Annotated in this window: 14 protein-coding genes; 1 reads left to right on the top strand and 13 read right to left on the bottom strand. The window is 36.0% G+C overall.

Annotation, left to right across the window (positions count from 1 at the left end):
• Nucleotides 1-58 precede the first annotated feature (58 nt).
• The 3 genes from RST01_RS16020 to RST01_RS11250 form a co-directional block, all read right to left on the bottom strand.
• Complete coding sequence (locus RST01_RS16020) at nucleotides 59-208, bottom strand: hypothetical protein (protein ID WP_184117462.1); 150 nt, start codon at nucleotides 206-208, stop codon at nucleotides 59-61.
• Between the two features lie 183 nt (nucleotides 209-391).
• Nucleotides 392-1096 (bottom strand): purine-nucleoside phosphorylase, encoded by a 705-nt coding sequence (deoD, locus tag RST01_RS11255; protein ID WP_066788093.1) that lies wholly within the window; start codon nucleotides 1094-1096, stop codon nucleotides 392-394.
• A gap of 101 nt (nucleotides 1097-1197) precedes the next feature.
• On the bottom strand, nucleotides 1198-1419 hold the full coding sequence (locus RST01_RS11250; protein ID WP_147196859.1) for a YozE family protein: 222 nt from the start codon (nucleotides 1417-1419) through the stop codon (nucleotides 1198-1200).
• Between the two features lie 302 nt (nucleotides 1420-1721).
• Between RST01_RS11250 and RST01_RS11245 the strand changes: the two genes are divergently transcribed.
• Nucleotides 1722-4685, top strand: a complete 2964-nt coding sequence (locus RST01_RS11245) for an EAL domain-containing protein (protein WP_147196857.1) — start codon at nucleotides 1722-1724, stop codon at nucleotides 4683-4685.
• Between the two features lie 48 nt (nucleotides 4686-4733).
• Here RST01_RS11245 and msrB read toward each other — a convergent pair whose 3' ends face one another.
• The 10 genes from msrB to RST01_RS11195 form a co-directional block, all read right to left on the bottom strand.
• Nucleotides 4734-5165 carry a peptide-methionine (R)-S-oxide reductase MsrB gene (gene msrB / locus RST01_RS11240; protein WP_147196855.1) on the bottom strand — a complete coding sequence of 144 codons (432 nt, stop codon included), beginning with the start codon at nucleotides 5163-5165 and terminating at the stop codon, nucleotides 4734-4736.
• Nucleotides 5158-5691, bottom strand: a complete 534-nt coding sequence (msrA, locus tag RST01_RS11235; RefSeq protein ID WP_066788102.1) for a peptide-methionine (S)-S-oxide reductase MsrA — start codon at nucleotides 5689-5691, stop codon at nucleotides 5158-5160. The genes msrB and msrA overlap by 8 nt, the downstream gene beginning before the upstream one ends.
• Nucleotides 5692-5705: 14 nt before the next feature.
• Nucleotides 5706-6287 (bottom strand): YpmS family protein, encoded by a 582-nt coding sequence (locus RST01_RS11230; protein ID WP_066788105.1) that lies wholly within the window; start codon nucleotides 6285-6287, stop codon nucleotides 5706-5708.
• A complete protein-coding gene (locus tag RST01_RS11225) occupies nucleotides 6280-7095 on the bottom strand; it encodes a GDSL-type esterase/lipase family protein (protein WP_147196853.1) in 816 nt (271 codons plus the stop codon). The genes RST01_RS11230 and RST01_RS11225 overlap by 8 nt, the downstream gene beginning before the upstream one ends.
• A 74-nt stretch (nucleotides 7096-7169) precedes the next feature.
• Nucleotides 7170-8009, bottom strand: coding sequence for a DegV family protein (locus RST01_RS11220; protein WP_066788113.1), 840 nt, complete (start codon nucleotides 8007-8009; stop codon nucleotides 7170-7172).
• Between the two features lie 223 nt (nucleotides 8010-8232).
• Complete coding sequence (locus tag RST01_RS11215; RefSeq protein ID WP_147196851.1) at nucleotides 8233-8712, bottom strand: dihydrofolate reductase; 480 nt, start codon at nucleotides 8710-8712, stop codon at nucleotides 8233-8235.
• 12 nt (nucleotides 8713-8724) lie between these two features.
• Nucleotides 8725-9669: a thymidylate synthase gene (locus RST01_RS11210; protein WP_147196849.1), complete on the bottom strand. Its 945-nt coding sequence runs from the start codon at nucleotides 9667-9669 to the stop codon at nucleotides 8725-8727.
• A 414-nt stretch (nucleotides 9670-10083) separates the two neighbouring features.
• Nucleotides 10084-10665 carry a YpjP family protein gene (locus tag RST01_RS11205; protein ID WP_147196847.1) on the bottom strand — a complete coding sequence of 194 codons (582 nt, stop codon included), beginning with the start codon at nucleotides 10663-10665 and terminating at the stop codon, nucleotides 10084-10086.
• A 497-nt stretch (nucleotides 10666-11162) separates the two neighbouring features.
• On the bottom strand, nucleotides 11163-11951 hold the full coding sequence (locus tag RST01_RS11200; RefSeq protein WP_147196845.1) for a class I SAM-dependent methyltransferase: 789 nt from the start codon (nucleotides 11949-11951) through the stop codon (nucleotides 11163-11165).
• Nucleotides 11939-12376: a BrxA/BrxB family bacilliredoxin gene (locus tag RST01_RS11195; protein ID WP_147196843.1), complete on the bottom strand. Its 438-nt coding sequence runs from the start codon at nucleotides 12374-12376 to the stop codon at nucleotides 11939-11941. The genes RST01_RS11200 and RST01_RS11195 overlap by 13 nt, the downstream gene beginning before the upstream one ends.
• Between the last annotated feature and the right edge of the window lie 323 nt (nucleotides 12377-12699).

Below are 12699 nucleotides of genomic sequence, written 5' to 3'. Positions count from 1 at the left end.
TTTCGTTATCAAAAACAAAAACATAGGAAGATTGTAGACTCCTATGTTTTCATTCGCATTATTTTTCAGTTTGTTGTTGCTTCTTTTTCAAATACTCCGCACGTATTTTTTCAAGTTGCTGCTTTTTATCAAATTTGGCAGGTTTATTTTTTTCGTGATACTTAGTAACAGCTACCTGACCTTTGGTATCCAATTGATATTTCCCCACTTTGATCACCTACTTTCTTTGTCTTTAAAGAGAATCTATTCAACAAATATAATATGCTTTTTTTGTTGAAGTAAACCTTGATACTTTATTAGCAGTAAAAAAGCGACCAATGTTAACCACTTTTTTTAAATGGTTACTTTTGGTCACTTATTAAAAATGTATGGCTATAAACGATTGCTACAATTAGTCTTGAATAGCTGCTTCAAGAGCAACTACCATCATATCGTTGAAAGTAGTTTGACGTTCTTCCGATGAAGTAGCTTCACCTGTTAGAAGGTGGTCAGATACTGTTAGAACAGATAATGCTTGACGGTTGAATTTAGCTGCTAGTGTGTAAAGTGCAGCTGTTTCCATTTCGACTGCCAATACGCCATAATCCGCTAATTTTTCGTTTTGATTGTCTTCTCCGTAGAAAAGATCAGCAGTATAAACGTTACCGACACGCAAGTGTAAACCTGCTTCTTCGCCTGCTTTGTAAGCTTTTTTCAATAAATCGAAATCAGCTGTTGGCGCATAATCAATGCCTTTAAAGATAATTTCATTCATTTTAGAGTCTGTAGTAGCAGATTGAGCAAGAATTACATCACGAACCTTCACATCACGTTTTAGAGCACCGCAAGTACCAACACGGATAAGTTTTTGGCATCCGTACTCTTGCATTAGTTCTGTTGTGTAAATTGAAATGGAAGGTACGCCCATGCCTGTACCTTGTACAGAAACACGTTTGCCTTTATATGTACCTGTATAGCCGAACATATTACGAACTTCGTTGTATTGAGTAACATCTTCTAAGAAAGTTTCTGCAATATACTTTGCACGAAGTGGATCTCCTGGAAGTAATACGATCTCTGCGATATCGCCTTGTTTGGCATTAATATGAATACTCATTTTGTATCCCCTTTTCTTTTGACTATAACACATTTATTATAATCAATATTTATAATTCATACTCCCTCATTGTAGCAAGAACGTCTGACATCTGACAAATATTATTCTGAAAATTTTTCTTCATATAATTGCCATAATTCATCAAATACTGTGGCTTTTAATTGGTCACTATCGTTCTCCTCTATATATTTCGACAGAGCGTAGAAGTCCTCCTCTGCTTTAGGAAAACTATGATCATCAAATGCTGCTTCCGCAAAGTCTGCCTTTGGGTCATTTTTTCCGCCTCTAAATGTTAATACATATTGGTAAAATGAAGGTTTCACATGATTCCCCTCCGTTTCAGTAAGAATATTTATCATAATTGTACCCGTTCGTCTCTAATTTACACAGAAAGTTGAATTTTCAAGTGAGAAGTAATACACTCTGCGTTTCTAATTAAGGAAATAAGGGAATCTACTTTCACTAGTCTATCATATCATGCTAGCAATGCCATTTTTACTAATATAGCATGAAAAATATCTTTTTTTAGCCTTTAAAACTATTCACTTTCTAGTTCTTTGCACTTATAATTCATAATTATCAACTATTTTATATATTTAATAAAAAATAGAAGGAAGTGATTGAATTGGCAGATAAAAATTTTGAAAATTTAATTCATTTAAACTCATCTTTAATACCTAATAATAACCCTTTTTCTGAAGAAGAAAGTCCAATCACTTTTGATCTATTAAATATGCTTTCATCACTAGCAGAAAATCATCCAGATACTTTTCTAATCCTTTCGTCCAGTGGGAAGGTGATAATACAGAATAAAGAAACTTTCCCTATCCTGGGTGAGGAAATAAACGAAATACAAGATTTTGAATCTATTGCAAAGAAATCCTACAGAAATATCCATACAGCATTTTTACACGCTGTCTCAGGCAATACCCAAAGATATGAGATCGAAGTTAGTAATTATAAATATGGTGCACTTCATGTGTTATTTACATTTATCCCATTAATTTACGAAGAGAAGGTAGAGGCTGTATATTTGGTGATGAGTGATATGACTGAACAAGTGAAATTAAAAGACATCTTACTTTCCAGTCAAAAGCATTTAAACAACGCTCAGCAAATAGCCGATATTGGAAGTTTTGAATATTGGATAGCTGAAGACCGTCTTAAATGCTCAAAGCACTTTTTTAAACTCTTTGGGTTGCGTCAAACACCCAGCATGAAAATGGAAGAACCCTTTAAATTAGTTCATCCAGATGATTATAGATTAATTTATGATCAAGTGCAAAAGGCTATCAAAGGGAAAGATTACTCAGCTGAATTTCGTATTTATCATGGCTTATCGGGCAATCTCCGTTACATAAAAGTGAAAGCAGTCGTTCTATGGAAGAATGGTAAGCCTTATAAACTAAATGGCGTCATTAAAGATGAGACAGCAGAGAAACTGCTAGAATCGGAACTGAAGGATACTATTGCACGTTATGCCTTTATTTTTGACAATCTAACAGCTGGCATTTGGATGAGGGATGCAGAAACTGGGAAAATGATTTTTGCCTCCAAAGGAATGGAAGATATCTTAAAAATTCCGTTAGAAACTTTATATACAGATAAAGATATCTGGATAAATATGGTTCACCCTTGTCATCACCATGAAATCGGTCCTTACTTAGAGAAAAGCGCGAAAGGAGAAAGTGCAAAGTTTACCTATCGATTAATTGATGGTGCAGGTGATGTTAAATGGCTGTTCGAGCAAACAATCCCCACCACGAATGAAAAGGGAGATGCAACAATTCTTTTTGGATTTGTAACTGATATCACTCATGAAAAGTTACTAGAAGAGAAAATCAACCATCTGGCACGTTATGACGCTCTTACTAATTTACCAAATCAGCATAGTATCTACGAAGTGATGGAAAGCTTATGTAACAGAAACCACCCATTCGCTTTGCTTTATTTAGATATTGATCGGCTAAATATAATAAATGATTCTTTAGGCTATCATATCGGTGATGAGGCATTGAAAACTCTTGCAAATCGTTTTAGTAAACTAATGCCTCCAAACAGTTATTTCGGAAGGCTCAATAGCAATGATTTCATCGTATTACTTTGGAAAATCCACGATAAGGAAGATGTATACTCATTAGCAGAAATGCTTATTACTGTAAGTAAGAAACCATTAACCATACAGGAATTTGAAATGCATCTATCAACAAGTATTGGCATTAGCTTTTATGGTATAGATGGTACGGATAAGCAAACATTATTGGAAAATGCGCACTCAGCATTATATCATGCAAAACGGCAAGGTAAAGCAAACTATCAAGTATATTCATATACAGACAGTATCCATTCCTATAAAAAATATAATTTAGATCAAGATATGCGGAAAGCGATTAACAATGAGGAATTTGAAATTTTTTATCAGCCTCAAGTTGAACCGATCAGTGGTGCTGTATACGGAGCAGAGGCACTATTACGTTGGAATCATCCTGAATGGGGTTATGTTTCGCCTGGTGAGTTTATACCTTTGGCGGAAGAAAACCACCTTATAAATGCTATTACAGATTGGGTGATTGAAAAAGTATGCGTCCAGCTTAAAAACTGGAAAGACGAGGGAATTGATTTAAAACCAATTGCTATTAATATCTCCCCAACACGCTTTATGAAAAAAGGATTAGCCGAATATGTAAAAACTCTACTTTCTCGATATGATATTTCAGCAACATTTATTGAATTAGAAATCACTGAAAGTACGCTATTGCAGAATGAGAAAAATGTGTTGTCTTCACTTCAACAATTAAGAGATTTAGGGATTAAAATAGCAATAGATGACTTTGGGACAGGTTATTCTTCCCTTATGTCAATTCGGACTTTCAAACCGGATATTATCAAGATCGATCAAATTTTCACACGGCATATAACCAGTGAGGGTAGTGTGGATAAAGGCATCATACTTTCGATTATCCATTTAGCGAAAGAGCTGGGAATGACTGTTGTGGCTGAAGGTGTAGAAGAATATGAACAGTTACAATTCTTACTCCATAATGGCTGCCATTATATACAGGGTTATCTTTTTTCAAAGCCTCTACCCAAAAAAGATTTCTATCAAATTCTAAAAACAGGCTCTCTTTCTCCTAGTAGTGCCTGTAAACTCACTATAATTGACCAGGAACGGCGTGCATTTATACGTTTTCAATTACCTACTTACGTTCAAGCAGATATGACCTTAATAGAAATGCAAAACGAAAAAGTCGAAGTAGGTTCCAACAAGATTCTCATCGAAAATATCAGCTTTGGCGGTATGAAAATTATCTCTTCGATGAATTTGGCCATACAATCCCAGATGAAATATCAATTTTGTTTTAGCCTTTTAAATAAAAAGTTCATTTTAAACGGTGTGCTCAAATGGCAAAATGAAGTAAAAGGCTCTCTTTTTGCATACGGTGTTGCATTTCTGCTAGAGGAAGAGAATGAAACATCTCTTGCTTCTACGATACATCTATTAAACAAATTAAATGAATCCAGTAAACAGATCCCAGACACAGATTTTATCTGCACAAGCCCGGTAGAATTCTTTTCTATTTTTAAGTAACCAAAAGGCAACAACGCTGTATTGCGCTGTTGCCTTCTTTTATCGTGCTTATAAATCAAACAGCTTTTCATATTCGCTATAGCCTTCAGAAGCTAAATCTTCTTTTGGGATGAAACGAAGAGCTGCTGAGTTAATGCAATAACGAAGTCCACCTGTTTCTTGTGGCCCGTCTGGGAATACGTGACCAAGATGAGAATCTCCCTCTTTACTACGTACTTCTACACGCTGCATACCAAAGCTTGTATCTTTATGCTCGGAAACTTGTTCCTCTTTTATAGGTTTAGTAAATGCAGGCCAACCACACCCTGAGTTATATTTGTCTTTCGACGTAAAGAGCGGTTCTCCAGAAACAATGTCTACATAAATCCCTTCTTCAAAATGCTCATCATATTCATTTGTGAAAGGAGCTTCTGTCCCTCTTTCTTGAGTAACATGGTATTGCAGCGGCGTTAACTCTTTCAATTTGTCCTCTTTATTCATTATGAGACCCCCAATTTTGCTGTTGAAATGCTGTTCTTCCTGACCCAATGGAATAAAGCTCGTAATGAGTCGGGTTTTTTTTATAATAATGTTGATGATAATCCTCGGCTGGATAGAACTTTTTAGCTTCTAATATTTTCGTCGCAATGGGTTTATTAAATTTCCCTGATTCCTCTAGTCTCTTTCTAGACTCTTCTGCAATTCTCTTTTGATCTTCATCATGATAAAATATCGCTGTCATATAGGATTTGCCTCGATCATGAAACTGGCCGCCTGCATCGGTTGGATCGATAAGGGTCCAGAATGTTTCAACTAACTTTTCATATGGATAAACTTCTGGATCAAATGTAATTTGTACTGCTTCATAGTGACCAGTTAAATCTGTGCATACCTGTTCATAGCTTGGGTTTTCAACATAACCTCCTGTATAGCCTGATATGACGGATTCAATACCTGACTGTTCATCAAATGGTTTTACCATACACCAGAAACAGCCTCCTGCAAATGTTGCAATAGATGTTGACATATATTACGCCCTCCCTATTTAGTAGGAATGATTACATCAAGTATAATGCGATTCTTATCTAAATTGAATTCTTTTGCTTGTACATGCCCTATTAAGTTTTCACCAAGAGGGATATCAATATCCGTAAGATTAAAATAAATTTGTTCTTCTTTCGGCTGAATCACCATCCAGCTAGGCAAATCAACGGAGTCCTTCAATAGTTTGAGAGCTGTATTTGGCGGTATATCAAGCATGCCGACTTCCACAGTTTTTTGTTTCAAGAGTAAATTACCCTCTTCTAATGAAGGTTCAAACGTCATGGTAATGGGCAATTCCATTTCAAATACGGTCAATGTACTGTTTAATGTGACATCTTGATCAACTTCCATTGTGACTGGAATTTTAGACGTTTTCATCGAACTTTCAATCAATCGATTTGCCATATTTTCAAAATCTTTTTTGGTCGTTTGTACTTCTAAATGACTGCCATTGGGTAATTGCTTAACAGTTGGATTAGGTGTTGTATCAATCGGTCTTGTAATTAAATAGAAGAATGATACAATAGCTACAATCACAAGTGTAAAGAGCAATAGAAAGGCTATTTTCCATTTATTCATCTATACTATCCTCCTGAAAATCAAATTGTCCTTGTGATAGTTTTTTTAGATTTTCTTCTTCAAGTGTTTCGATAATGCGAGCAGTCATTTGATCATACCCTCTAGCATTGGGATGAAAGAAATCAGTATGATAAACCAAATTCGCGTTTGTATCAAATAAATCCTCTACATTTACAAAAACAGCATATGGATCATCATCCGCAAAGCCTCTAATATCAGAATTCCATTCATCCATGATCGTGTTCATTTCCGACTCTTCTTTGGTAAAGATCGTCAACGGATTATATACACCGATCAAGATGATAGGAGCTATGGGATTACGTTCCCTAATCATTTGCATTATGGTCTCATAACGCTGCTGAAATTTGGGTCTTCCTTTATCAAAGTCTTTCTTTTTTAATTCTGTGATATGTTCACGTACAATCTTCATTAAATCATTGCCGCCAATAGTCAACGTGATTATATTAGCTTTTCTCAGTGTATCATCAAGCTTCCCAGATTGTAATTGATCAATGAGTTGATCGCTTCTTCTACCTTTTTTGGCTTCATTATGAATAGTCACAGATTTTACGCCTTGCCATGTTTCCATATCGTTTTTTAAACGGCCAACATATCCTTCATTTTCCGCTTCATCGCCTACTCCCTCGGTTAGCGAATCCCCGAGTGCTACGTACTGGACATCCTTGGGTTTAAACATTTGTGTCACCAATATTTTTTTGGTTTCTTCTTTTATATTATGCACGGCGTCCTGTGTTTCACAGCCAGCGAGCATTACAACAGACAGCAAATAAACTATCCACTTTTTCATTATTTTTGCCCTCCTTTCACATCGGCTCTGTCGCTCAAAATGAAAGAAGGCAGGGAACTTCCCTGCCGCCTAAATTAATCAGTATAGTAAGAAAAGCCAATTGCACCTGGCCCTGTATGTGTACTAATAATTGGCGACGTATAGCCAAATTTTACATCATGATAGCCTGTCTCTTCAATCCTAGTTTTTAGAGGGTTTGCCATCTCTAAACCATTTGCGTGTGCAATGCCAACACCTCGAACAACACGTCCCTCTGTGTCTTGGATGTATTGATTGGTTAGATATTTGACTACTTGTTTATGGCTTCGCACTTTTGCTACAGGATTATAGTCGCCTGTCTCTAAGTTGGCAATCGGTTTAATGTTTAATAAAGAACCGATCATGCCCATCCCTTTTCCGATACGTCCGCCCTTAACCAGGTTTTCTAGTGTATCTACTACAACAAAAAGGTGGGTATGTTCTCGCACATAGTCGATTCTTTGTAAAATCTCATCCATGCTTTTGCCTTCTTTAGCCATCTGTGCTGCTTCTAGCACCTGAAAGCCAAGCCCAAATGAAGTAAATCGAGAATCAACAACGACTACATTTGTATCAGTCATGGTAGCTGCAGCTTCCGCAGATTTCACGGTGCCGCTCATACTTCCCGTCATAGTAATAACTAATACTTCATCGCCATTCTTCCCAATCTCATCAAATAACTCTTTAAACACCCCTACTGCTGGCTGAGAGCTTTTAGGCAATTCAGTAGACTCTGCCATTTTTTCTAAAAATTCAATCGGATTTAAATTAACACCATCTATATATGTTTCATTATTTATTTGAATTGATAGCGGTACCACATGAATGTTGTATAGTTCAATTTCACTTTTAGTTAATTCTCCAGTCGAATCTGTTACAATTTGAATTCGTCCCATAATGACACTTCCTTTTATTCCATCCACTGTTTTAAGTATTTATACTTTATTTTACCCGTCTACAGCTGTTCAAACATGTGACATTTGTCAATTGTTTGGGGGAGAATAAGAACTTTTTGTGAAGTATTTATCTATACAATATGCAGAGATACCTTGAAAGTTTAATAACACCATAATTAAATGATTACCCATATCCACTATAGATATTCTACGTTATTTTAAGTTATGATTTTTTATAGACAATATAAGAATATTTGATATGGTCTTCTGTTTCATGTATCTCTGACTCAGAAACTTTCTTCCATTCATCGCCATAGACCGGGAAGTATGTATCCCCTTTAAAGGCATGTTGTATTTTCGTTATATACAAGATATCTGCAACTGGAAGCGCCATTTTAAATAATTGCTCTCCACCGATTACCATAATTTCTTTGTTTTCTTTTTCTGCTTCTTTCAAAGCTTCTTCAAAAGAATGTACAACCGTTGCACCTTCTACTTGATATAATGGATCTCTTGTCACAACAATGCTTGTTCTTCCAGGCAATGGCTTGCCGATAGATTCAAATGTTTTACGCCCCATAATCATTGGTTTACCCATTGTTGTTTTTTTGAAAAATGCAAGATCCTCTGGCAAATACCAAGGAATTTTATTTTGATAACCAATCACTCGATTTTCATCATGCGCTACAATTAATGAAATCATAAATTCATCTCCTTAGACAGAAATAGGCGCTGCTATGCGCGGGTAAGGGTCATATCCTTCTATAGCCAAATCTTTGGTTTCATAATCAAAAATTGAATTCTTGTCCGTCTTAATAACAAGCTTTGGCAATGTCTTGGGTTTGCGTGAAAGTTGTTCCTTCACTTGATCCAAGTGATTTTTATATAAATGAGCATCACCCAGCGTATGAACAAAATCCCCAGCTTCTAGACCACATTCTTTAGCGATTAAATGGGTAAGAAGTGCATACGAAGCAATGTTGAAAGGAACACCTAGAAAAACATCTGCACTTCGTTGATATAGTTGGCAAGAGAGTTTACCTTCCGCTACATAAAATTGAAAGAATGAATGGCATGGAGGCAGCGCCATGTCCTCTACTTCTGCAGGATTCCAAGCTGTTACAATATGCCGTCTGGAATCAGGATTCTTCTTAATTGATTCAATGACATTTTGTATTTGGTCTATCGTTCCACCCATACCGTCAGGCCATGAGCGCCACTGTTTGCCATAAACAGGACCAAGATCACCGAATTCCTTTGCGAATGCTTCATCTTCTAATATTCTCTGTTGAAAATTGGCCATCTGTTCTTCATATTGTTTTTTAAACGTCTCATCTGTTAATACACGATGCCCAAAGTCTGTCATATCAGGCCCCTCATATGCATCACTTTTAATCCATTTTTCAAAAGCCCATTCATCCCAAATATGATTGTTTTCTTCGATTAGTGTACGTACATTCGTATCACCTTTTAAAAACCATAACAACTCGGTTGCAATTAATCGGAAAGAGGTTTTCTTAGTTGTCATTAAGGGGAAACCCTCTTGCAAATCGTATCTCATTTGATAGCCAAACACGCTAATTGTGCCAGTCCCTGTACGGTCACCCTTTTCGATTCCGTTTTCTAGAATATGGCGGCAAAGGTCTTGGTATTGTTTCATTAAGTATAGCCTCCAATTTATTTATCTATTTCATGATAACATTGACGAGAAATGACGTAAAATAAAACAAAAAGACAGATAGTATTAACTTTCAATTCTTTAGTTAGCACTCTATGTACATACATTTACTAAAAGATATCTATTATAAATAATATTAAAAGCCAGATGCATTTTTACTTTGCATCTGGCTTTTATTTAACAATTTAGCTTTTTGTTTTTTCTATTAACGCCAAATCTTCACAAGCATATCTGTGTTAAAGTACTTGTTTCCTTTTAAAAAAGAAGCCATTCACAAACTTATCTTTACTGACTAACTGTTAATACAAAAGATAAGATGTTTTAAAGTAATTGGTAGAAATATAGATAACGTATATTTCTATTGAGTTCATAAATATTTTCTTTAATATTCAGAATTTAACTTAACCATTTTGGTGGTGTATCTTTAGACCAATAAATCTCACCTAGATTGTTATGAGAAGCAAATTTGTCTTTATAGGTGTGATAATGAAAATTATAGTAATAGCCATCTACTGGTCTGCGTTCCGTACGTACATGGAAACGAATCATATCTTGTCCTGATGATGCTTGATAAATATGAAAAATCTTTTCAGAATAGTCGCCACTTGGTTTTTCAGTCATCGCCAAGTCACGCATCTCGTTGACATTCAGATGATCCACTGTCATATGAATAGCTTCCTCAATCTTGGGAAATATAATATGATCAAATTCATTGCTTATCTTAGGACCAATACGATTCCCAAATTTTAAATAAGATTGTTCTTTTGCTTGATCTATTAGCTGACCAGACATTGTGAATTGGTCTACTTCTGGCTGAGCATGTTGTATGTATTCTTTTGAAACATCTTTTGTATAAGGCGTTTTATGACTTTCGCCGTGTTCTAATAAGTTTTCCCAAATGGAGTGATTAGATGTGATAACACCTAAAGTCAGAACGGCGACTGTTGATACAAGGAGTTTTTGAAGTTTATTTCTCATACTTTTCACCTGCCGTTGAACAAATATTGTCTTTTCACTTATTAGTATATACGAAAATCAGAAGTAAAGGTTTCATCTTTTTCTAAATCATTGTACAATATAGTAGAAATAAAGTGACACTGCAATCTGGGACAATCAGATTGGTAGTAGAACCATTCGGGCATTTACGGGCTTCATTTTTAATTATTCACTGCCCTTAATGCAAAATAAAGCGTTCGTTTTTGTACAAAAGGAGGGCAAATTTTATGTCAATCGCAATGGGTATCGGATTTTTATTGCTATTATTCTATTTAATGTCTCTTTGTATTACAGACTAATGCGATTATAAAACAAACGCACTCAGTAAGGGATGTAAACCCTTACCGAGTGCTAGTTTTGGTCATTAGTTTAGAGTATCCTAATTTTTAAAACAAACTACAAACCTGAAATTCAGTAGAAAACAGTGGATAATTTCCACTGTTTTTTTGTATAACAAAAGCCTGCGAATAATCGCAGGCCTATAGTTCAATCACACCATAATGAAATTTTGCATTATAGCGAATGTCTCGTGTGAAATGAAATTGATCAAACAACGGAGAACGGAAATGAGCTTTTAACACAATTCGCTTCTTTGCTACCCTTTTTGCCTCTTCCACCCATTCATCTGTTAATGAATTTTGCAGTCCTGCAACACGCAACGGTGAAAAGTTTTTTGACTCCTCTATTGTCTCTTCAAACATAGGGTCCATATAAACGACATCGAATGCATTATCCTGTTGCTGTTTAAGATAGTCAATCGCTAAACTACTAACAACTTGTATGTAATCCATACAAGAAAGTAGAGGCAATTGCGCTCTGTCATACGACCGCATGCCTTCACGTACAATAAACGCTACATTCGGATTGCCTTCACAGCCAATGACTAATCCTATATCACCTACTGCATAAGCGGCCACAATACTATCCGAGCCAAGCCCTAACGTACAATCTAAAAAGGTATCTCCTTTTTGCAGTTTGGCTACATCCAAGAAAGGCTCATGCTCACCCCTCGCTATCCGTTTCAAGCGAAAGGCAGCTGAGCTAGGATGAAAGAAAAAAGGTTCCTCAGATTCAAATGGAAGATACTCATATGAGAGTTTACCCGCAACAATTAAATTTGCATGGTGTTCTTCCGCTATTTTTTGAAGAGACTTCTTCTTTCTTTCGATGAATGGTAATTCAAGTGCTTTACAGGCTTTTTCCGCTAATTCAAATGAATGCTGGTTGGGCCTTCCCACTGTTGTTACTATAGTTTTTATTCCGCACATATTTGATCAAGCACGCCTACTAAATGATCGCGCACCTGTTCCATTGCATGATCTTCAATTTGTTCACGCGGAATAAAGTAAGCCAACTGTCCATCTTTCCAAATAGCAATAGAAGGAGAGCTTGGTGGCACTTCCTCAAAGAAGCCCCTCATTTGCATTGTCGCTTCAGCATCTTGACCAGCAAACACTGTCGTTAAGTGGTCCGGCTTATACTCAGCTTGCTGTATAGCTTCAATAACTGCTGGACGTGCAAGACCGGCCGCACATCCGCATACAGAGTTAATAACAATCAATGAGGTACCTTTCGATTCTTGCATATGTTCAGCCACTTCATCCGGCGTTCTTAATTCCGTAAAACCGGCGTTCACTAATTCATCTCGCATTGGTTGTACAATGCCTTGCATATATTCTTCGTATGGGTTCATAATTTCGTCCCCTTTCATATTCCTTCATAATCCCTTGAATTATAAGGTTTGTGCTCTTCTATTTTATCTCGAATTACATATTTTTTCACGGATTTTCATTTTTTACGTGATTTTTTGGTGATTTTTATTTTTGGGTATATTTAATGTTATTCAATAGTGCTTTTAAAACAAACTTTTTCTTATTATAAAAACACGACTATCTCATGGTTTAGTAACATGGAAGGCCGTGTTGTTTTATATAGCTCATTAATTTCCTATTTTATAGGAAACATCGGTAATTCTTTTACTATGATTTTTTCGATTTGCTGCACAACAAGCATTAA

The sequence above is a fragment of the Rummeliibacillus stabekisii genome (assembly GCF_007988965.1).
Lineage (GTDB): Bacteria > Bacillota > Bacilli > Bacillales_A > Planococcaceae > Rummeliibacillus > Rummeliibacillus stabekisii.
This window is presented reverse-complemented; position numbering and strand designations above follow the sequence as displayed.

Bases quoted from the DNA above. Each gene is read 5' to 3' on its own strand.
- deoD (WP_066788093.1), bottom strand. From the start codon at position 1,096: ATGAGTATTCATATTAATGCCAAACAAGGCGATATCGCAGAGATCGTA.
- msrB (WP_147196855.1), bottom strand. From the start codon at position 5,165: ATGAATAAAGAGGACAAATTGAAAGAGTTAACGCCGCTGCAATACCAT.
- msrA (WP_066788102.1), bottom strand. From the start codon at position 5,691: ATGTCAACATCTATTGCAACATTTGCAGGAGGCTGTTTCTGGTGTATG.
- RST01_RS11230 (WP_066788105.1), bottom strand. From the start codon at position 6,287: ATGAATAAATGGAAAATAGCCTTTCTATTGCTCTTTACACTTGTGATT.
- RST01_RS11225 (WP_147196853.1), bottom strand. From the start codon at position 7,095: ATGAAAAAGTGGATAGTTTATTTGCTGTCTGTTGTAATGCTCGCTGGC.
- RST01_RS11220 (WP_066788113.1), bottom strand. From the start codon at position 8,009: ATGGGACGAATTCAAATTGTAACAGATTCGACTGGAGAATTAACTAAA.
- RST01_RS11215 (WP_147196851.1), bottom strand. From the start codon at position 8,712: ATGATTTCATTAATTGTAGCGCATGATGAAAATCGAGTGATTGGTTAT.
- RST01_RS11210 (WP_147196849.1), bottom strand. From the start codon at position 9,669: ATGAAACAATACCAAGACCTTTGCCGCCATATTCTAGAAAACGGAATC.
- RST01_RS11205 (WP_147196847.1), bottom strand. From the start codon at position 10,665: ATGAGAAATAAACTTCAAAAACTCCTTGTATCAACAGTCGCCGTTCTG.
- RST01_RS11200 (WP_147196845.1), bottom strand. From the start codon at position 11,951: ATGTGCGGAATAAAAACTATAGTAACAACAGTGGGAAGGCCCAACCAG.
- RST01_RS11195 (WP_147196843.1), bottom strand. From the start codon at position 12,376: ATGAACCCATACGAAGAATATATGCAAGGCATTGTACAACCAATGCGA.